The 18,113-nt window shown below is 68.4% G+C and carries 14 protein-coding genes and 1 riboswitch; of the genes, 6 read left to right on the forward strand and 8 right to left on the reverse strand.

The features are described from left to right. The first annotated feature begins 118 nt into the window (after positions 1-118). Both CLD20_RS15765 and CLD20_RS15770 read left to right on the forward strand, forming a co-directional pair. Positions 119-1,459 (forward strand): NnrS family protein, encoded by a 1,341-nt coding sequence (locus CLD20_RS15765; protein WP_224407614.1) that lies wholly within the window; start codon positions 119-121, stop codon positions 1,457-1,459. Positions 1,460-1,531: 72 nt separating this feature from the next. Then, the gene (locus tag CLD20_RS15770) at positions 1,532-2,233 is read left to right on the forward strand and encodes a Crp/Fnr family transcriptional regulator (protein WP_224407615.1); all 702 of its coding nucleotides are present in this window, start codon (positions 1,532-1,534) and stop codon (positions 2,231-2,233) included. Here CLD20_RS15770 and CLD20_RS15775 read toward each other — a convergent pair. The 5 genes from CLD20_RS15775 to cckA all read right to left on the reverse strand — a co-directional run bounded on the left by CLD20_RS15775 (position 2,181) and on the right by cckA (position 9,898). Next, the gene (locus CLD20_RS15775; RefSeq protein WP_224407616.1) at positions 2,181-2,489 is read right to left on the reverse strand and encodes a DUF1858 domain-containing protein; all 309 of its coding nucleotides are present in this window, start codon (positions 2,487-2,489) and stop codon (positions 2,181-2,183) included. The two genes, CLD20_RS15770 and CLD20_RS15775, sit on opposite strands and share 53 nt — an antisense overlap. A gap of 117 nt (positions 2,490-2,606) precedes the next feature. Next, positions 2,607-5,273 (reverse strand): alanine--tRNA ligase, encoded by a 2,667-nt coding sequence (alaS, locus tag CLD20_RS15780; RefSeq protein WP_224407617.1) that lies wholly within the window; start codon positions 5,271-5,273, stop codon positions 2,607-2,609. A 202-nt stretch (positions 5,274-5,475) separates the two neighbouring features. Further along, positions 5,476-6,567 (reverse strand): recombinase RecA, encoded by a 1,092-nt coding sequence (gene recA, locus CLD20_RS15785; RefSeq protein ID WP_224407618.1) that lies wholly within the window; start codon positions 6,565-6,567, stop codon positions 5,476-5,478. 127 nt (positions 6,568-6,694) lie between these two features. Next, positions 6,695-7,330: a carbonic anhydrase gene (locus CLD20_RS15790; RefSeq protein WP_224407643.1), complete on the reverse strand. Its 636-nt coding sequence runs from the start codon at positions 7,328-7,330 to the stop codon at positions 6,695-6,697. A gap of 48 nt (positions 7,331-7,378) precedes the next feature. Further along, positions 7,379-9,898, reverse strand: a complete 2,520-nt coding sequence (gene cckA, locus CLD20_RS15795; RefSeq protein ID WP_370636913.1) for a cell cycle histidine kinase CckA — start codon at positions 9,896-9,898, stop codon at positions 7,379-7,381. 188 nt (positions 9,899-10,086) lie between these two features. Between cckA and CLD20_RS15800 the strand changes: the two genes are divergently transcribed. After that, entirely contained in the window at positions 10,087-12,009 is a 1,923-nt protein-coding gene (locus tag CLD20_RS15800) for a flagellar biosynthetic protein FliO (protein ID WP_224407620.1), read from the forward strand. A gap of 121 nt (positions 12,010-12,130) precedes the next feature. Here CLD20_RS15800 and dksA read toward each other — a convergent pair whose 3' ends face one another. Further along, the gene (gene dksA, locus CLD20_RS15805; RefSeq protein WP_224407644.1) at positions 12,131-12,547 is read right to left on the reverse strand and encodes an RNA polymerase-binding protein DksA; all 417 of its coding nucleotides are present in this window, start codon (positions 12,545-12,547) and stop codon (positions 12,131-12,133) included. 154 nt (positions 12,548-12,701) lie between these two features. Between dksA and CLD20_RS15810 the strand changes: the two genes are divergently transcribed. After that, positions 12,702-13,118, forward strand: coding sequence for a hypothetical protein (locus CLD20_RS15810; RefSeq protein ID WP_224407621.1), 417 nt, complete (start codon positions 12,702-12,704; stop codon positions 13,116-13,118). Here the strand turns inward: CLD20_RS15810 and metA are convergent. Continuing rightward, positions 13,115-14,035: a homoserine O-succinyltransferase gene (gene metA / locus CLD20_RS15815; RefSeq protein WP_224407622.1), complete on the reverse strand. Its 921-nt coding sequence runs from the start codon at positions 14,033-14,035 to the stop codon at positions 13,115-13,117. The genes CLD20_RS15810 and metA overlap by 4 nt on opposite strands. A gap of 38 nt (positions 14,036-14,073) precedes the next feature. Next, positions 14,074-14,178, reverse strand: a riboswitch (SAM-I-IV-variant riboswitch). A 127-nt stretch (positions 14,179-14,305) separates the two neighbouring features. Continuing rightward, a complete protein-coding gene (locus tag CLD20_RS15820; RefSeq protein ID WP_224407623.1) occupies positions 14,306-15,637 on the reverse strand; it encodes an FAD-binding oxidoreductase in 1,332 nt (443 codons plus the stop codon). A 202-nt stretch (positions 15,638-15,839) separates the two neighbouring features. Between CLD20_RS15820 and CLD20_RS15825 the strand changes: the two genes are divergently transcribed. Then, positions 15,840-17,189, forward strand: coding sequence for a hypothetical protein (locus CLD20_RS15825; RefSeq protein WP_224407624.1), 1,350 nt, complete (start codon positions 15,840-15,842; stop codon positions 17,187-17,189). Beyond that, positions 17,176-18,069, forward strand: coding sequence for a hypothetical protein (locus CLD20_RS15830; RefSeq protein WP_224407625.1), 894 nt, complete (start codon positions 17,176-17,178; stop codon positions 18,067-18,069). Before CLD20_RS15825 ends, CLD20_RS15830 begins: the two co-directional genes overlap by 14 nt. Positions 18,070-18,113 lie beyond the last annotated feature (44 nt).

The following is an 18,113-nucleotide window of genomic DNA, read 5'->3' on the forward strand; positions in this document are numbered from 1 at the left end:
TTCGCCGCGGCTTCTGTCGCCATCGGTTCCTTCGCCCATCACATCCTTCTTTGTGCCAGCGCAAAGGGCGCCCTCCTTCCGCCGGATAGGCTCGCGCGAAAGAGCAGAGGCAGGGCCGATGGCACATATCGCAACAGGAACGGGCAAGACCGCAACGGGCGGGCACGGGGATGTGGCGCTTGCCAGCGCCGCGACGGAGGGCGCACCGCGGCCGGACCGGTCGGAACCGCGCCGCAGCCGCAACGCCGGTCGGACGGACCGCGACGGGCGCGGCCGCAGGCTCGGCGTTCCGCCCATCCTCTCCTACGGCTTCCGCCCCTTCTTCTTCGCCGGGGCCACCTACGCGGCGCTCGCCATCCCGGCCTGGCTCGCCGTCTTCCTCGGCTACTTCTCGCCCTCCGGTCCCTTTGCGGGCAGCGCCTGGCACGCACACGAGATGCTCTTCGGCTATCTCGGCGCCGTCGTCGCCGGCTTCATCCTGACGGCCGTGCCGAACTGGACGGGGCGCCTGCCGCTGAGCGGCGCGCCGCTCGCCGGCCTCGTCTTCCTCTGGCTGACCGGCCGGCTCGCCGCATCCTTCCTCGCCGATCCCCTCGCGGCCGCCCTGCTCGACCTCGCCTTTCCCGCCGCGCTCGCCGCCGCCGTCTGGCGCGAGGTCATCGCCGGCAGGAACATCAAGAACGCCCCGGTCGCGGCGATGCTCTCCCTCTTCGCCCTCGCCAATCTCCTGCATCACGGCGAGGCCGCCGGCCTGGTGCCCGACGGCTATGCGATCCGTCTTGCCCTCGCCGTCGCCGCCACGCTCATCGCCCTCATCGGCGGGCGGGTCACGCCGAGCTTCACGCGCAACTTCCTCGCCAGGAAGGGAGCGCCCCTGCCCGCGCCCTTTTCGCGCCTCGACGGCCTGGCGCTCGCCGCGACCGGCCTCTCGCTCCTCGCCTGGGTCCTCTTCCCGCTCACGACGGCAACCGGCGCCGCGCTCGCACTCGCGGGCCTCCTTCTCGGTCTGCGCCTGTCGCGCTGGAGGGGCGCGAGCGTCATGCGCGAGCCGATCGTCCTCGTCCTCCATGCCGGCTATCTCTGGCTCGCCGTCTCGCTCCTCCTCCTCGGCGTCTCGGTCCTTTCCGGGGGCGCGCTACCCGAAACGGCGGCGTTGCATGCCCTGACGGCCGGCGCGGTCGGCACGATGACGCTCGCGGTGATGACGCGGGCGAGCCTCGGCCATACCGGCCGCGCCATCGTTGCCGGCACCGCGACGCGCGCGATCTACCTTCTCGTCGGCGCTGGAGCGCTTCTTCGCCTCGCCGCGCCGCTCCTGCCCGCCCTCTACCTCACCCTCGTCGTGGCAGGCGGTCTCCTCTGGGCCGGCGCCTTCGCGCTCTTTGCCCTCCGCTATGGCCCGATCCTGTTTTCGTCGCGTCTCGGTAAGGGCACGATGACGGGCCCGCCCGCCCCTTGAGACGGCGGCGCCTCTTGTCCATGATCCGGCCCGAAATCGCTGAAAGAAAAGCAAAACCGGGCGGGAGACGAAGTGCCGGGCCTCGACAGATCGCTGATTGCCGGCCTTGACGCCTTCGAGGGACTGGGACCGCGCGAGCTCGACCATATCCTCGCCGGCGCAAGGTCCGCGCGCTATGCCAGGGACGCCGCCATCTTCGAGGAAGGGGCCGAGGCGACGACCTTCTTCTTTCTTCTCGACGGGCATGTCCGCGTCGTGCGCACCACGCCGGACGGCCAGCAGGTCATCGCCCGCTACATCGATGCGGGCGAACTCTTCGGCATCGCCGCCGCCATCGGCCGGAACACCTATCCGGCCAGCGCAATTGCCGCCGTCGATTGTGTGGCGCTCGTCTGGCCGACCGGCCTTTGGGCCGATCTTTCCAGCCGCTTCCCCATCTTTGCCGGCAACGCCCACAAGACCGTCGGCAAGCGGCTTCTGGAAACCCAGTCGCGCATGATGGAACTAGCCACACAGCAGGTCGAGCAGCGCGTCGCCCATGCGCTCCTGCGCCTCGTGCGCCAGTCCGGCCGCAAGGTGGAGGAAGGCATCGAGATCGACTTTCCGATCAGCCGCCAGGACATCGCCGAGATGACCGGCACGACGCTGCATACGGTGAGCCGCCTCTTGAGCGGCTGGGAAAGCGAGGGGCTGGTGCGCAGCGGTCGCCAGAAGGTGACGGTCACCGATCCGCACGGCCTGCTTCTGGTAGCCGACGGGCACCGGCGGAAGTAGGCGGGCATGCCGCGATCGCCTCGGCAAGGTCGGCGAGAACCGCCGCCGCCTCGTGGCCGTGCGCGGCACAGGCCTCGGCGATGGTGTGAAAGCCGCCGATCGGGCAGCCGATGCACAGCATCCGCCAGCGGATCATCACGGCGAGCGCCGCCGGATGGGCGCGCATCAGCGCGTCGACGGTCGTTTCCGGATCGGGCAGCGCGAGACTGCCGGGCCCGAGACTGCCGGCACCGAGACTTCCAGAACGTTGGGACACGGGGCGCCTTCTCCAACCTGCCGGCGGCAGAAGGCCCGCCGGATCGCTCTGGAGTATGGCGTCTTCCCGCCGGCCCTTCCTTGTGCCGGCGCAAAGAGCCGGCAACGCGCCCGAAGCTCAGGCGGCGAGCTCTTCCACCCGCGAGGTGATGGCGGCAAGCGCCGCCTCGGCGCGGCTGCCATCCGGTCCGCCCGCCTGCGCCATGTCGGGCCGGCCGCCGCCGCCCTTGCCGCCGAGAACCTCCGAGCCGAGACGCACGAGGTCGATGGCGTTGAACTTTTCGGTGAGGTCGGACGTCACGCCGACCGCCAGCCCCGCCTTGCCGTCGGCAACGCCGACGATGGCGACGATACCGGAGCCGAGCGTCTGCTTGCCCTCGTCGACGAGGCCGCGCAGATCCTTGAGCGCCACGCCCTCCACCATGCGGGCCATCACCTTGAAGGCGCCGATCTCCAGGACCGGCTCCGCGCCGCCCTTGCCGCCGCCCATGGCGAGCTGCTTTTTCGCCTCGGTGAGCTCGCGCTCCAGGCGCCGCCGCTCCTCCACGAGACCTTCCACGCGCTCCACCAGCTCCTCCGGACGCACCTTCAGCCGCCCGGCAAGCTCCTTCACGCGCCTGTCCTGCTCGGCGAGATAGCGCCGCGCAGCCTCTCCGGTCAGCGCTTCCAAGCGCCGCACGCCGGCCGCGACCGCGCTCTCGCCGACCACCTTCACGAGGCCGATCTCGCCGGTGGCCCGCACATGCGTGCCGCCGCAAAGTTCGACCGAATAGTCCCGCGTCTCGCCGTCCTCGCCGGGCTCGGAGCCCATCGAAACGACGCGCACCTCGTCGCCGTACTTCTCGCCGAAGAGCGCCATCGCCCCGGCCTTGATCGCCGCGTCGCGGTCCATCAGCCGCGTCGAAACCGGCGCATCCTGCAGGATGACGGCGTTCGCCCGGTCCTCCACGAGACGCACCTCGTCCTCGCCGACGGGCTTGGGATGGGAAAAGTCGAAGCGCAGCCGGTCGGGCGCGACCAGCGAGCCCTTCTGCGCCACATGCAGGCCGAGCGTGTCGCGCAGCGCCTTGTGCAACAGATGCGTTGCCGAATGATTGGCCCGCACGCTGGTGCGGCGGCCGCTGTCGACCTCCATGCGCACGGCCACGGAGGGCGAAAGGCTCCCCTCCACCATTTCGCCGAGATGGACGAAGAGCCCGTCGGCCTTCTTCTGCGTGTCGGAAACGCGGAAAACGCCCCCATCCTCCGAGCGGATGGTGCCGGTATCGCCGACCTGGCCGCCAGATTCGCCATAGAACGGCGTCTGGTTGACGATGACCGCGCCGCTCTCGCCGGCGGAGAGCGTTTCCGCCTTCTGCCCCTCGCGCACCAGCGCCAGCACCGCCGCCTCGGCGCTTTCCGTCGTATAGCCGAGGAACTCCGTTGCTCCGTGCTCTTCCTTGAGCGCCAGATAGACCTCCTCGGTCGCCGCCTCGCCCGAGCCCGCCCAACTCGCCCGCGCCTCTTCGCGCTGGCGCTCCATCGCGTCGGTGAAGCCGGCGAGATCCACGCCGATGCCGCGCGCTTTCAGCGCGTCCTGCGTCAGGTCGAGCGGAAAGCCATAGGTGTCGTAGAGCTTGAAGGCGGTCTCGCCGTCGAGCATGTCGCCCTGGTGGAGCGAGCCCGTCGCATCCTCCAGGAGCGACAGACCGCGCGACAGCGTGCGCTGGAAGCGGCTCTCCTCAAGCCGGATCGTCTCGGTGATCAGCGCCTCGGCGCGGATGAGCTCCGGATAGGCCTGCCCCATTTCGCGGATCAGCACGGGAACAAGGCCGTAGATCACCGGCTCGCTCGCGCCGAGAAGATGCGCATGCCGCATCGCCCGGCGCATGATGCGCCGAAGCACGTAGCCGCGCCCGTCATTGGAGGGCAGCACGCCGTCGGCAATGAGGAAACTCGTCGCGCGCAGATGGTCGGCGATCACCCGGTGGCTCGCCCGGTTCTGCGGCGTCGCCTTGGCGCGCGTGGCCCCCTCCACCGCCTCGATCAGATGCCGGAAAAGGTCGATGTCGTAATTATCGTGCACGCCCTGCAGCACGGCGGCGATGCGCTCCAGCCCCATGCCGGTATCGATCGAGGGCCGCGGCAGATCGTGGCGTTCGCCGCCGGCCACCTGCTCGAACTGCATGAAGACGAGATTCCAGATCTCGATGAACCGGTCGCCGTCCTCGTTGAAGGAGCCCGGAGGCCCGCCGGGAATGTCCGCCCCGTGGTCGTAGAAGATCTCCGAGCACGGCCCGCAAGGGCCCGTATCGCCCATCTGCCAGAAATTGTCGGACGTGCCGATGCGGATCACCTTGTCTTCCGCAAGCCCGGCGATCTTGCGCCAGAGCGAGAAGGCTTCCTCGTCCTCGGCATAGACGGTGACGAGGAGCCGCTCCTTGTCGAGGCCGAACTCCTCGGTGACGAGCTTCCAGGCAAGCTCGATCGCCATCTCCTTGAAATAGTCGCCGAAGGAGAAATTGCCGAGCATCTCGAAGAAGGTGTGATGCCGCGCCGTATAGCCGACATTGTCGAGATCGTTGTGCTTGCCGCCGGCGCGCACGCATTTCTGCGAGGTGACGGCGCGCGGCGAACTCGGCTTGGCCCGGCCGGTGAAATAGTCCTTGAAGGGGACCATGCCGGCATTGGTGAACATCAGCGTCGGATCGTTGCGCGGCACGAGCGGTCCGGAGGGCCGGATGGCATGCCCGTGCCGGCCGAAATACTCCAGAAACTGGGTTCTGATGTCGTTGACGCTGACCATGTCCGATACCGAAGGGAGAAACGGGAAAAAGGCGAGCGGTATCTAGACCGCCCGCCACTTGCCTGTCTAGGCGAGAGAACCGCCGCATGCGAGCGACGGAAATCAGCCTCCCGGCAACCCCATCGCCACCGTGCCGAAAGCCTCCCGGCCCTCTGCGGCAGTCCGGACGGCGCCGCCCGGCGCGGGCCCTTCAGCCCGCGTCTCAGGCGCGCAGGCTCTCGTCCTCGTCCTCGTCTGCCTCCGGCCCGGAATCGAGGAGCTCGGCGGCGATCAGGCCGGCATTCTGCCGGATGGCGCTCTCGATGGTGGCAGCCACGTCCTTGTTCTCTTTCAGGAAGGTCTTGGCGTTCTCACGCCCCTGGCCGAGCCTCTGGCTGTCGTAGGAGAACCAGGAGCCGGATTTCTCCACGATGCCGGCCTTGACCCCGAGATCGAGAAGTTCGCCGGTCTTGGAGATGCCCTCGCCGTACATGATGTCGAACTCCACCTCCTTGAAGGGAGGGGCGAGCTTGTTCTTCACCACCTTGACCCGGGTCTGGTTGCCGGTGACCTCGTCGCGATCCTTGATGGCGCCGATGCGGCGGATATCGAGGCGAACCGAGGCGTAGAACTTCAGCGCATTGCCGCCCGTCGTCGTCTCCGGCGAGCCGAACATGACGCCGATCTTCATGCGGATCTGGTTGATGAAGATCACCATCGTATGCGAGCGCGAGATGGAGGCGGTAAGCTTCCGGAGCGCCTGGCTCATCAGCCGCGCCTGCATGCCGGGAAGCGAATCGCCCATCTCGCCTTCCAGCTCCGCGCGCGGCGTCAGCGCCGCCACCGAATCGACGACGAGAACGTCGATGGCGCCGGAGCGCACCAGCGTGTCGGCGATCTCCAGCGCCTGCTCGCCCGCATCCGGCTGGGAGATGAGAAGGTCGTCGAGATTGACGCCGAGTTTGCGCGCATAGATCGGATCGAGCGCATGCTCGGCATCGATGAAGCCGCAGATGCCGCCCTTCTTCTGCGCTTCGGCGATGGTATGGAGCGCCAGCGTCGTCTTGCCGGAAGATTCCGGCCCGTAGATTTCCACGACGCGCCCACGCGGCAGGCCACCCACGCCGAGCGCGATGTCCAGCCCGAGTGAGCCCGTCGGGATGGTGGCGATCTCGACCACCTGCCCTTCCTGGCCGAGCCGCATGATCGAGCCCTTGCCGAAAGCGCGTTCAATCTGGCTGACGGCGGCGTCCAATGCCTTGGAACGATCCATCGATTCTTTGCCTCCTTCGACGACGCGCAGTGGATTCGCCATCGGACTATCCTCCAAAGTCGAGCGGAAAACCACCCGCCCCTCTGTCCTTTGCGTACCTATTTTGTTCTTGTCCGTCAACCTTAAATATTTTCGTTTTGTTCTCCTGCCGCCGGCCCCAGCCGGCAGGTCAGCCTGAGGCCAGAGAGAAGTCTCCGACGCCCTCTTCACCCACCGCCAGAAGCCCGGTGGCGACGTCGAAATAGGCCGCGTGGAGGGCAAGCTCTCCCGCCTCTTCGCGCCCCGCCACGAACGGGAAGGTTCTGAGGTTGTCGAGCGTCTGCAGGATCGAGGCCTGCTCCAGGCGCTCGAGATATTCCTCGGCCGGAATGCTGTGGCGCGCGGCGACCCGCTCGGTCGCCGGCGCGATCAGCGACATCCACTTGCCGATGAAGTCGCCCGGCGAAAGTGGCTGCTCCTGCTCGGCGAAGGCGCGAATGCCGCCGCAGCGCGCATGGCCGAGGACGACGATGTGCTTCACTTTGAGCGCCTGGACGGCGAACTCGATGGCCGAGGAAACACCGTGCTGGGAAGACGAGGGCGAATAGGGCGGCACCAGGTTGGCGACGTTGCGCACCACGAAGAGTTCGCCCGGGCTCGCATCGAAGATCACCTCCGGCGAGACGCGCGAATCGCAGCATCCGATCACCATGATCTCCGGGCTCTGGCCAATCTCGGCGAGCTCGCGGAAGCGGCTCTGCTCGGTGGGAAGCCGGCTGTCGCGAAAGGCGCGGTAGCCTTCCAGAAGCCGCTTCGGAAACGCCATCTTCGACAATCACTTAACTCCTGTCACACGAAGCCCGGCCGCCCGGCCTCAGCTCTCCAGCGCCTTCTTCACCGCCATCGCCAGATCCTTGAGCGAGAAGGGCTTGGGAAGGAAATGGAAGTTCTCCGTGTCCGGCAGGTGGCGCGCAAAGGCGTCCTCGGCATAGCCGGAAACGAAGATGATCTTCAGCTCCGGATTGGTGCGCCGAAGCTCCTTCAGAAGCGTCGGCCCGTCCATCTCCGGCATGACGACGTCGGAGACGACGAGGTCGATCGCCTCCCCGCTCTCGGCCATGATGTCGAGCGCCTCGCGGCCCGAAGCCGCTTCGTGCACCTGATAGCCGCGGGCCTTGAGCGCCCGCGCCGCGAAGGCGCGCACCGCCTCCTCGTCCTCCACCAGCAGGATGCCGGCGCTGCCGGTCAGATCCGTCGGCTCGGCCTTGGGCTTGGCCTCGGCCTCTTCCGCCGCCTCCGGCTCGTGGCGCGGCAACAGCACGGAGAAGGTCGAGCCCTTTCCCGGCGCGCTGTCGACGTAGATGAAGCCGCCGGTCTGCTTGACGATGCCATAGACCGTGGAAAGGCCGAGCCCCGTTCCCTTGCCGATGTCCTTGGTGGAGAAGAAGGGCTCGAACATCTTCTCCATCACCTCCGGCGACATGCCGGTTCCCGTGTCGGAGATCTTGATCAGCACATATTCGCCGGGTCGGAAGCCATCCTCGCGGAAATCGGCGCTCTCCGCCTCGCTCATATTGGAGGTCTTGATGGTCAGCTTGCCGCCGTCGGGCATGGCGTCGCGCGCATTGACCGCCAGATTGACGACGACCTGCTCCAGTTGGTTGACGTCCGCCTTCACCGGCCAGAGCCCCGGCTGATGCTCCACGGCCAGCTCCACCTTCTCGCCCAGCAGCCTGTCGAGCAGGTTGGCGATTTCCGAAAGCAGTTCGTCGAGCCGGATGACGCGCGGCTGCAGCGTCTGGCGCCGCGAGAAGGCGAGAAGCTGGCGCACCAGGTTCGCGGCCCTGTTGGCGTTCTGCTTGATGTTCATGATGTCCTGGAACGCCGGATCCGAGGGCCGGTGGTTCGACAGGAGAAGGTCGGAATAGCCGATGATGGCGGTCAGCACGTTGTTGAAATCGTGCGCGATGCCGCCGGCCAGCTGGCCGACGGCCTGCATCTTCTGGCTCTGCGCGAACTGCGCCTCCAGCGCGCGCTGCTCGGTCGTCTCCAGCGCATAGACGATGGCCGCGTCCTCGCCCGGCTCGCCTTCCAGGATCGGGCTGACGAAGAAGCGGGCGCTTCTTTCCTCGTTCTCGCCGAACTGCGCGTCGACGGGCGCGATGTCGCCGCGCCGGCTGATCGCGGCGTTGACGGCAGCGTTGAGCGGGGCCCGCCCGGAAGCGTCCACGACGCTGGCGAGTTCGATGCGCCGACCGGCATCGCTGCCGCGGAAGAGCTTCAGGAAGCGCGCATTGGAGAGGTTGATCATCCCCTCCCGGTCGACGGAAGCGATCGCCATCGGCGTGTTGTTGAAGAAGCGGATGAAGCGCCGCTCGGCCGCCTGCCCCGCATCGGCCTCGCCCGCCGTCACTTCCAGGACGAGCGTGCGCGAGGCGCCGAGCCTGCCGTCGGCGGAGACCGGCACTCGGTGCAGAAGGCGCACCGGCTTGCGCGTGCCGTTGGCGCGGGCGAGATCGACTTCGAGGACTTCCGTGCCCGTCTCTCCCCGGGCGCTCGCCGCCTCCAGCAGCGAAGCGCTCTCGCTGGTCAGGAAGTCGCTGATGTTGGAGCCGCCCGGCTCGAACTCGGCCAGGTCGATGCCGAGCCATTCGGCGAGCGTGGCGTTGAGATAGCGGATGCGCCCGTCCGGCTGCATGGAAAAGAAGCCGGCCGGCGCATGGTCGAGATAGTCGATCGCGTTCTGCAGCTCCTGGAAGATGTTCTCCTGGTGCTCGCGTTCGCGCGTGATGTCGGAGATCAGCCACAGGACGAGTTCGGGTTCGGCCGGGATCGGGTTCACCTTCACCCGGTACCACCGCGCCCCCTCGCTGCGCCCGCCGACGCCGCCCGGCATGCGAATCTCCTCGGCCGCCCGGCGCCCCTTCTCGGCCGCGCTCGCCAGCCGGTAGATCGCCTCCGAAGCGTCGGGACTCTCGGCGAAGAGCCGCTCGACCGAAGGCAGGTCAACATCGCCATCGCCGGCGAGTTTCAGATAGGCGGCGTTGCCGCGCAGCGGTCCGGCGGAGCGGTTGCAGATCACTGCGCCCTCCCCGATCGCCTCGAAGATTTCTTCGGAAAGCGCCGGCGCGCGCGAGGCGGCGGCTTTCGCGCGGGCAAAGCGGATGAAGCCGCCCGCGGCGAGGAAAAGGCACATGACGCCGACGGCCGAGAGCACGCCGAGACAGATGAGCACCACCGCCTCCGCCCATTGCGGCGGCACGAAAAGATAGGAGCCGGCGGCCGCCACGAGGCCGACCGACAGGACGATGATACGGCTCATGCTGTCGCGGCGGGCGCGTGCTTCCGCCCGTCTCGTCTGCTTGTCTTCTATCGGTTCGCTGGTCACGGCCATGAATGTCGAGATTAGCCGATTCGGATCGCGGCGCGGCGAGGCGCGAAGCGATGATTGCGCACGCTGCGCAACGCCGGGCAAAAGCCCCGCGCGCTGGCCCGCGCTCTGGTTTGAATTGACCGGATATTCACGCTATTCTCACCCGCCGGCCGCGTGGGTTGAGTGTAGCGTAATATAAGGAGGCGTCCATGCGCGGTTTTCCCGGGTTGTCGGAAGGCGGCCTGTCGTTTGCGATCGTCCTGGCGCTTCTCGTCGTCCTGGCGGTCTTCGTCGGATATGTGTGGCTCTCGCGGCGTTCGCCGTCGCGGGTGCGCGCCGCATCCGGCTCGCGCAACACCCGCCTCCAGGTCATGGAAATCCATACCGTCGACCAGAAGCGACGGCTTCTATTGGTGCGGCGCGACCAGGTCGAGCATCTCGTCATGATCGGCGGGCCGACGGATATCGTGGTGGAATCGCATATCGTCCGTGGCCGGCCGGGCCAGACGCAGCCGCCTCCGCGGCGGGTCGCGCCGATGCCGGCGGCTCCCGCTGCGCCCGCCGCGGCACAGGCGCCGATGCCGGCGCGTGCCGCCGCCTCCGTCCACGCGCTGGAGCCGCGTGAGGATCGCCGGGGTTCCGCGATGCATTCGGATGGCGAGCGCAAGGCGGCGACCGACACCAGCGCCTTCGCGCCTCTGCCCGCAGGGCCCTTCCCGCTCGAGAAGTCTCCCGCCGCGCCGGCCGTTTCCGGCATGGCGACGCCGGCCGCGAACCCGGCCAACCCTCCGAGCCCTTCCGAGCCGTCGCGCTTCGGCGAGCCCCCGCGCGCGCTGAAGACGCCGCAGGCGGAGGCGCAGCCCGCCGAAGAGCCGGCCGAGAGCGACTTTGCCGAAGAAGAGCCGTCCGAAAAGACGGCGGCAACGACACGAGAGCCCCTTCGCGACGTGCTCTCATCCGAAGCGGAGCCCCCCGCAGAGGCGACCGCCGACAAGCAGATTTCGGAAAGCCCTACCGGGGAAGATCAAGCCGAGGGCGCGCCGCGCGCCGAAGCAGCCGCCGGCGAAATTGCCGGGCGAACGGACGCTCCCGCGCGCGAGGAGAGCCCGCTCGAACGGGCCTTCGCCACCCGCTTCGCCGCCGAGATGGCGCAGAGGGAGCCACCGCAGACCGAATCCCCGAAGGCCGAATCCCCGAAGGCCGAAGCGCCCCCGCCTGAGAGCCCGAAGTCAGAAACCCCGCGGACGGAAACCTCCTGGGCGAACCCAGAGCCGTCCACCCCCGAGCCCGCGAACAGGTCCGCCGACCGCATGGCCGCCGAAGGCGCCTATGCCAGCGACGGCGCCCCGGATGCGCCCGAGGGCCCGGCTTCCGCCGAGACCGAAACCCGTGAGACGGAAGGCGGCGTCGGCCGCGTCCTCTCCGGCCTTTTCCGTCCGAAGCGCGAGACCCCAGCCGCGCCGGCCGAGGCGCCGGCGCGCGAGGTGGCCATTGCGCTGGAAAACCGTCCGGCCGGTCCTGCGAGCCTCGCCGCCGCGGCCAGGAGACAGCCGGAAAATGGCCCGGCGCCGGCAGAGGCAGAGCCGGCAGACGAAGAGCCGGCCGATCCAGCCCCCGTCACCGCCGCCAGGCCCGCCACCAGCTATTTCCTCTCCGCCCGCAAGGTGACCAAAGATTCGCTGCAGGACACCTCCGATCCGATCGGCGACTTGTCCCTGGAGGACGAGATCGGCGCCGCCATCGGCCTCGGTCGCCCCGCCCCCATCCAGGGGAAGGCGCCGGGCAAGGCGCCCGAAATTGCCGCGCCCGCTCCGGTCACTTTTGCCGGCGGCGCCGATCCGAGCGCCCTTTCCGTCCCCCCTGCCCTCAACGAGGACGGCCCGAAGGCCGACAGGACGGCCGGGCCTGCCGCCCGCCCGGAACCCTCCTTCGACGCGCCCGCCCCCACCGGGGAGGAGGATCACGGCACGCAGCAGGATGAGCCGCGCAAGGCGCTCGCCAGGATCGATACGGAGGAGAGCATCATCACTTTCGAGCCGAAGCGGCGCGATGTCGGCCATGACGAGGAAGACCTCGAGGACGAGATGACCCGCCTCCTCGGCGAGCTGACGGGCGACCTGAAGCGCCGCTAGCTCCCGGCCGCCGGGAGGGCTCCGGAACGGACGAAAAAAACGCCGCCGGTTGCCCGGCGGCGTTTGTGTTTGTCCTTCGCTGCCCAGACATCGCTGCCCGGATCTTGCGGGCAGACCGGGCTCAATCGTCCCGGTAGACCCGCTCGCGGCGCTCGTGCCGCTCCTGCGCCTCCACCGAGAGCGTCGCGATCGGCCGGGCGTCGAGACGCTTCAGGCTGATCGGCTCGCCCGTCTCTTCGCAGAAGCCGTAGCTTCCGTCCTCGATCCGCCGCAGCGCGGCGTCGATCTTGGAGATCAGCTTGCGCTGTCTGTCGCGGGCTCTGAGTTCGATTGAACGATCGGTTTCGGAGGAGGCCCGGTCTGCGAGATCCGGGTGATTCTGGTTTTCGCGTTGAAGCGCCTGCAGGGTATCCCGGCTTTCCGCCAGGATCTCTTGCTTCCACGCGAGCAGCTTGTTGCGGAAGTATTCCCGCTGGCGTTCATTCATGAACGGCTCGTCTTCGCTTGGCGAATAAAGGCTCTCGGCCACCAACTCCATCGGCGTCATCCCAGTGCCGCCCTCTCTTCTGCGGTTGCCCTATACGGGCACGCGGGCCGGCGCGCAAGCGCCGGATTATGAAGCTTTTGTTGTGTGGACGCAGCGGCCTATAGGGCTAACCTAGCGTTAAGGACAAGCGGTGCATTCTATACGAATGCGTAAGAGCGTTAACGGTCGCCCCCAGCCTTCCGCAGCTTTGGCGGCCATGATCGAGGCGGAAAAGCTGATCGTCGAGGCGATCGCACGCGAACGGGCGGCGCTGCGCGCCGGCCAGAAATTTGCCGCTGCGGCCTATCACACGCAGCTGCGCACCGCCGCCGGCATTTATCTCGCCTCGCTGAAAAACGCCCGCGACAGCCTGGCGTCCGCGACGGACCCGGATCGTCTGGCGGCGGACATGGAACGGCGGCGGCGCACCTTCGCCGATCTGCTGCGCGTGGAGCTTGCCGCCCTCGCCTCCTCCAGGATTCTCTACGCCGAGAGAATGCGCATGGCGGCCGAGCGGAAAGATGCCTCCATGCCCCCGCGCCCGGCCAATTCTCCCGCCGCCTTCAGGACGCGCGCCGCCTAGGCCGCCTCCAGATCCCGGCGGCCGATGGCCTCAAGCTCGAACGGCGTCGTCTGGTAGATCTCGTTGATCCAGTTGCCGAACAGAAGATGCGCATGGCTGCGCCAACCGTTCACCGGCGGCGCGGCCGGGTCGTCCCCCCGGAAATAGTTGGCCGGAAGCGGCCCCGCGCCGTCGCGCAGGTATTCCTGCCGCAGCGTGTCGGTGTCGTATTCCAGGTGGTTGAACATGTACAAGGCGCCGCGCGCGGGGTCGTTGACGAGGCAGAGCCCCGTCTCCTCGCTTTCGACCAGCACCGTGAGGCCGCGCCCTGCGAGATCCTCGCGCCGAACCTCCGTCCATCGCGACACGGGGATGGCGAAGTCGTCCGAGAAGCCGCGCAGATAGGGCGAGGCCGGATCGAGGCTGCGGTGCCGGAACACCCCGAAGGCCTTCTGCTCGAGCGCGTGCTTGGGCACGCCGTGGAAATGATAGAGGGCAGCCTGCGCCGCCCAGCAGATCATCAGGGAGCGATGCACATGCGTCTGCGTCCAGTCGAAGATCTGCCGCAGCTCGTCCCAGTAGTCCACGGCCTCGAAGGCAAGCCTCTCCACCGGCGCGCCGGTCACGACAAAGCCGTCGAAGCGCTCGCCGCACACGTCGCTCCACGGCCGGTAGAAGGCGGCCATGTGATCGGCCGAGGCGTTGCGCGCCACATGCTCGCTCATGCGCACCAGCGTCAGCTCGATCTGCAGCGGCGTCGCGCCGAGAAGCCGCGCCAGCTGCGCTTCCGTGTGGATCTTGTTCGGCATGAGGTTGAGCAGGCCGATCCTCAGGGGCCGGATGTCCTGGCGAACGGCATCGGCCTCGCTCATCACCACGAGCCCTTCCGCTTCGAGGATGCGGCGGGCGGGCAGATGGTCTGGAATCTTGATGGGCACTTCGCGTCGGTCCTTCGTGACAGGATCGACGCGGGTGGCTTCATCCGTTTGGTTGCCGGCTGGCCACATCCTCCTTGCGGAGCGCCACCTTGCCCGGATTGGCAGGTTGGCGTTGGGCGTCGACCCAACTCGTGATGCAGGCGCCTTCATAAGGGAGAGCGGCCGGCTCGGCAATCTCCGCCGGTGGCACGAAGGGTCGCGGCGGCGCGGCCGGGGCTCGTCTGGCGCGTTTATCCCTTGGGGGAAGCTTGTGCAGCGGGGTGAAACGCCCTAGCCCGCGCTCGCCGCCTCCTCCAGCCGCCGGTCCTCGCGCTGCATGCGCCAATAGAGAAACTGGGTCGCCGCCCGCCCGAAAATGTTCCGTCCGCCGATGGTGCGGTCGATGAAGGCCGGCAGGTACGGCTCGAACAGCCGGAACGTGTCGTCGCCCGCCGCGATCGCCGCGGCGATCAGGTTGCCGCCGGCGGCCGTCTGGGCTAGCCCGTGGCCGCCGAAGGCCGTCACGCCCCAGATGCCGGCATCGCGCCGGCCCGAAAGCAGGCCGATGATCGGCATCGCCGAGCGCTGGTAGCCCATGAGGCCGCCCCAGGCGTATTCCACCGCAAAATCGCCGAGCTGCGGGTAGATGGCCAGAATGTCTTTCTTCAGCATCGCCGCGAGTTCGGCCGGCTCCTCGCGCGCCGTGGTGATGCGCCCGCCCCAGAGGAGCCGGCGTTCCTCGCCCGTCCCGACGATGCGGTAATAGTCGCTCGCCCGGCGCGTATCGCCGATGCAGCCGGCGAAGTGGATCGCCGCGTCGAGCTTGTCGCCGAGCGGCGCGGAGGTCACGACATAGGTGGCGACGGGCAGCACCGCCCGCTCGATCGGCGGATAGACGCCCGATTGCGTCGCACTGCCGGCGAGCACGACATGGCGCGCCGAAACGGAGCCGCGCCCGCTTTGCACCCGCCAGCCGGAGCCTGACTTCTCAAGGCCCGTCGCGGCGCTCGCCTCGAACACCTGCGCCCCGCTCGCGGCCGCCGCTTCCGCCAGCGCGCGCGCATAGGCGAGCGGGTCGATATGGTAAGGTTCGGGGTCGTGAAGCGCGCCGAAATAGCGCTCCGTGCGCAACGTCTCGCGCACCGCCTCGCGCGGCCAGATCTGATAGGTCACGCCGTAATCGCGCTGCATGCGTTCGGCGCGCTCGGCAAGCTCGCGGTCGGCCTTGTGGCGCACCACCTTCAGCCAGCCGCGCCCGCCGATCACCTCCGGCATGCCGAACTCGGCGAGACGCTCCTGCACGAACCTGCCGCCGGCGCGCGACAGGGCGAAGAGCTTCTGCGCCGTCGGCAGGCCGAGCTTTTCCTCCACCTTGAAGATCGACTGCGCATAGCCCGGCGAGACGAAGCCGCCATTGCGGCCCGAGGCGCCCCAGCCGACGCGGTTCGCCTCCAGGAGCGCTACGCTCCGTCCCGCCCGCGCCAGCAGAAAGGCGGCGGTGAGGCCCGCGAGCCCGCCGCCGACGACAGCGGTTTCGACTTCGCATTCCCCCGCGAGCACGGGATAGACCCTGCCCTCGCCGGTGGCGGCGTAATAGCTCGGCGCATGCGGCTCGGCGGCCATTCGAACGGTCCTTTCTGCCTTGCTCGCCGCCCCTCTAGCCCTGCCGGCGGAAGTCCGCAAATGCACCATGTGCGACCAAGCGCGTCGGAGCGGCCGGCGAGACTGCGAGTTCGCCCTTCATTCGCCGGGCCGGCCTTGTTGTGGCCGGATTGCCGTGTCGCCTTTTCGCCTATCTAATGGATGAAAGGGGAGTTCCGACCACATGGCGAGAGCCCTCAGGGAAGGCATCGACACGCTCGAGCTCACCACCAAGGTGACGCTCGCCGTCCTGGCGCTCGCCTCCGGCGTCTACACCTATCTTGGCGTGCGCGGCCTCCTCGACGGGTCGGCGGCGATCGTCTTCTTCGGCGCCATCATCTATTCGGCCGCCGTTTCCGTCGGCATCTACGCCTTCTGGTCCTACCTGATGAAGTTCATGCCGCATGTGCGCGACCGGCGCGCCCAGCGCGGCCTGCTGGCGGCGATGCTGATCGGCTCGATCATGATCGTCGCCATGTCCTCGTGGCTGAATGCGGCCGCCCTCGCCGGCTCGGCGGCGCTGGAGCAGCATCTCGCCAACACGCTGGAAGGTTACGCGCAGGATCTCGACGGCGCCCACAACAATGCGCTCGCCGCCCAGTCGCTCCTGCCCGACATCCAGATGGCGTCCGATCGCTTTGCCCGCCTTGCCGACCAGGAGCGGGAATCGGGCGCCCTCACCGGCACCTCCGGCTCCGGCACCGTCGTCCAGCTCCTCAACCAGATGTCCGGGCAGCTACGCGGCCTCGGCGAGGAAGTGGCCGCCTCGCGCGAGCGGGTGAAAAGCCTCTTCGAGCAGGGCGGCGAGCACCTCGCCAATATGCGCCGCCTCGTCTCCGCCTCCGGCCCGATCGATCCGCGCGCCGATTCCTTTGCCGAAGAGGCCGTCTCGCTGGCCGGCGTCGTCGCCTCGCTGCAGCAGACTTCCATCGCCCCGGCGGTGAAGCGCGCCGCCGAGGATCTTTCCATGAGCTTCATCGCTCCGGTCGCCGACGGGGCCGACGCCGATCTCCGCCAGCGCCAGGACCTCGTCGTCGGCAACGTCGCCGAGGCGGTGAAGGCGCAATCGGCCGCCCTTTCGGCCGCCGCCGACGACATTCTGGCGCGCGAGCCGGTGCGCCCCGCCCGCTTCGTGCCGCTCTCCACGCCCGAGGCGGTGCTCCGTTACGCACGCGACTTCCTGCCCTCATGGGCGGGCGCCATCTCCATCGATCTGATGCCGGCCGTGCTCGTCCTCATCCTCGTCGCAGTGCACGGCGCCATCCGCCACCACGAGGATCCGGACATCGACGAGAACGCCATGACGGCCGGCGACATGCTGGCGGCGATGCGGCTTTACGAGCGCATGCGCGAGGCCGATCCCGTTCGCCGGGCCGAGGTCGCAAGAGAGGCCGGCGCGGAACCGGATGCGCCGGAGACACCGGCAGAGGAGCAGCGGCCGCCCGAGCCACACCCGAATGAGCCCTTACGGAGCGAGCCGCGCAACATCACGCCGCTGACGCCGAAAGGCCCGCACGGCCATGCCGCATCCTGAGGCGGAAGCGCTGCCGGGCGACGCGGCCGACGGCTATGGGCAAAGGCCGGGCCTGACGGCACGCCTCAAGGCCCTGCCCGAAGGCTCTATTCTCCGCCTCGCCTTTTACGGCCTCATCGGCCTGACCGTCATGATGGTCGGCTTCGACCTTTATGCGATCGTCGAGGAGCGCCGCACCGATCCCTTCGCCAGCCCTGCCCGCGCCCCCGTGACGATGTCGCGCCCGGCGCCCGGCGATCAGGTGCGGCCCTATTTGCCGATGACGCGGCCCGTCGCCCCCGGCGCCCGGGAAACGCCCTCCGGCGTACCCTACCCGCGCAAGAGTTTCCAGGAAGCCGAGCCGATGCGCTTCCAGCCGGTCGGCGAGGACAGGCTGCTCCTTCAAGGCACCATCGTTCCGGGCACGGCGGGCGAATTCGAACGCTACCTCGCCGATCATCCGCTGAAGGAAGGCGCCGAACTTCTCCTGCATTCGCCGGGCGGCTCCGTCGCCGACGCCATCGCCATGGCGCGCAAGACGCGCGAGCTTGGCCTCCACACCCGCGTCGCCGCCGACGGCTACTGCGCCTCCTCCTGCCCCCTCCTCTTCGCCGGCGGGGTGGAGCGCCATGCGGACGAGACGGCATGGATCGGCGTTCACCAGATCTATGCGCTCAAGGGTTCGCTCGGCACGCTGGCCGACGGCATGGACCAGGCCCAGCGCGTCTCGGCCGAGGCGCAGGAGCTTCTCGTCGATTTCGGCGTCGATCCGCGCGTCTGGATCCGGGCCATGCAGACGCCGAAGGACCGCCTCTACCTCTTCACGCCGGAAGAGCTTGCCGAATACGATCTCGTCACCGGCCCGAAGGAAGGCGACAAGAAAGAGCCGAAGGCCTCGTGAGCGCGTGTTCCGCGCGACATGAAGGCCGCGCGCGCGCAAGGTGC

The organism is Afifella sp. IM 167 (assembly GCF_020144925.1).
Lineage (GTDB): Bacteria > Pseudomonadota > Alphaproteobacteria > Rhizobiales > Afifellaceae > Afifella.

What these genes read in the sequence shown, in the direction of transcription:
- dksA (WP_224407644.1), bottom strand. Translation starts at nt 12,547, where the DNA reads ATGGAGTTGGTGGCCGAGAGCCTTTATTCGCCAAGCGAAGACGAGCCG.
- CLD20_RS15830 (WP_224407625.1), top strand. Translation starts at nt 17,176, where the DNA reads ATGCCGCATCCTGAGGCGGAAGCGCTGCCGGGCGACGCGGCCGACGGC.
- cckA (WP_370636913.1), bottom strand. Translation starts at nt 9,898, where the DNA reads ATGGCCGTGACCAGCGAACCGATAGAAGACAAGCAGACGAGACGGGCG.
- CLD20_RS15810 (WP_224407621.1), top strand. Translation starts at nt 12,702, where the DNA reads ATGCGTAAGAGCGTTAACGGTCGCCCCCAGCCTTCCGCAGCTTTGGCG.
- recA (WP_224407618.1), bottom strand. Translation starts at nt 6,567, where the DNA reads ATGGCGAATCCACTGCGCGTCGTCGAAGGAGGCAAAGAATCGATGGAT.
- CLD20_RS15800 (WP_224407620.1), top strand. Translation starts at nt 10,087, where the DNA reads ATGCGCGGTTTTCCCGGGTTGTCGGAAGGCGGCCTGTCGTTTGCGATC.
- CLD20_RS15820 (WP_224407623.1), bottom strand. Translation starts at nt 15,637, where the DNA reads ATGGCCGCCGAGCCGCATGCGCCGAGCTATTACGCCGCCACCGGCGAG.
- alaS (WP_224407617.1), bottom strand. Translation starts at nt 5,273, where the DNA reads ATGGTCAGCGTCAACGACATCAGAACCCAGTTTCTGGAGTATTTCGGC.
- CLD20_RS15825 (WP_224407624.1), top strand. Translation starts at nt 15,840, where the DNA reads ATGGCGAGAGCCCTCAGGGAAGGCATCGACACGCTCGAGCTCACCACC.
- CLD20_RS15790 (WP_224407643.1), bottom strand. Translation starts at nt 7,330, where the DNA reads ATGGCGTTTCCGAAGCGGCTTCTGGAAGGCTACCGCGCCTTTCGCGAC.
- CLD20_RS15765 (WP_224407614.1), top strand. Translation starts at nt 119, where the DNA reads ATGGCACATATCGCAACAGGAACGGGCAAGACCGCAACGGGCGGGCAC.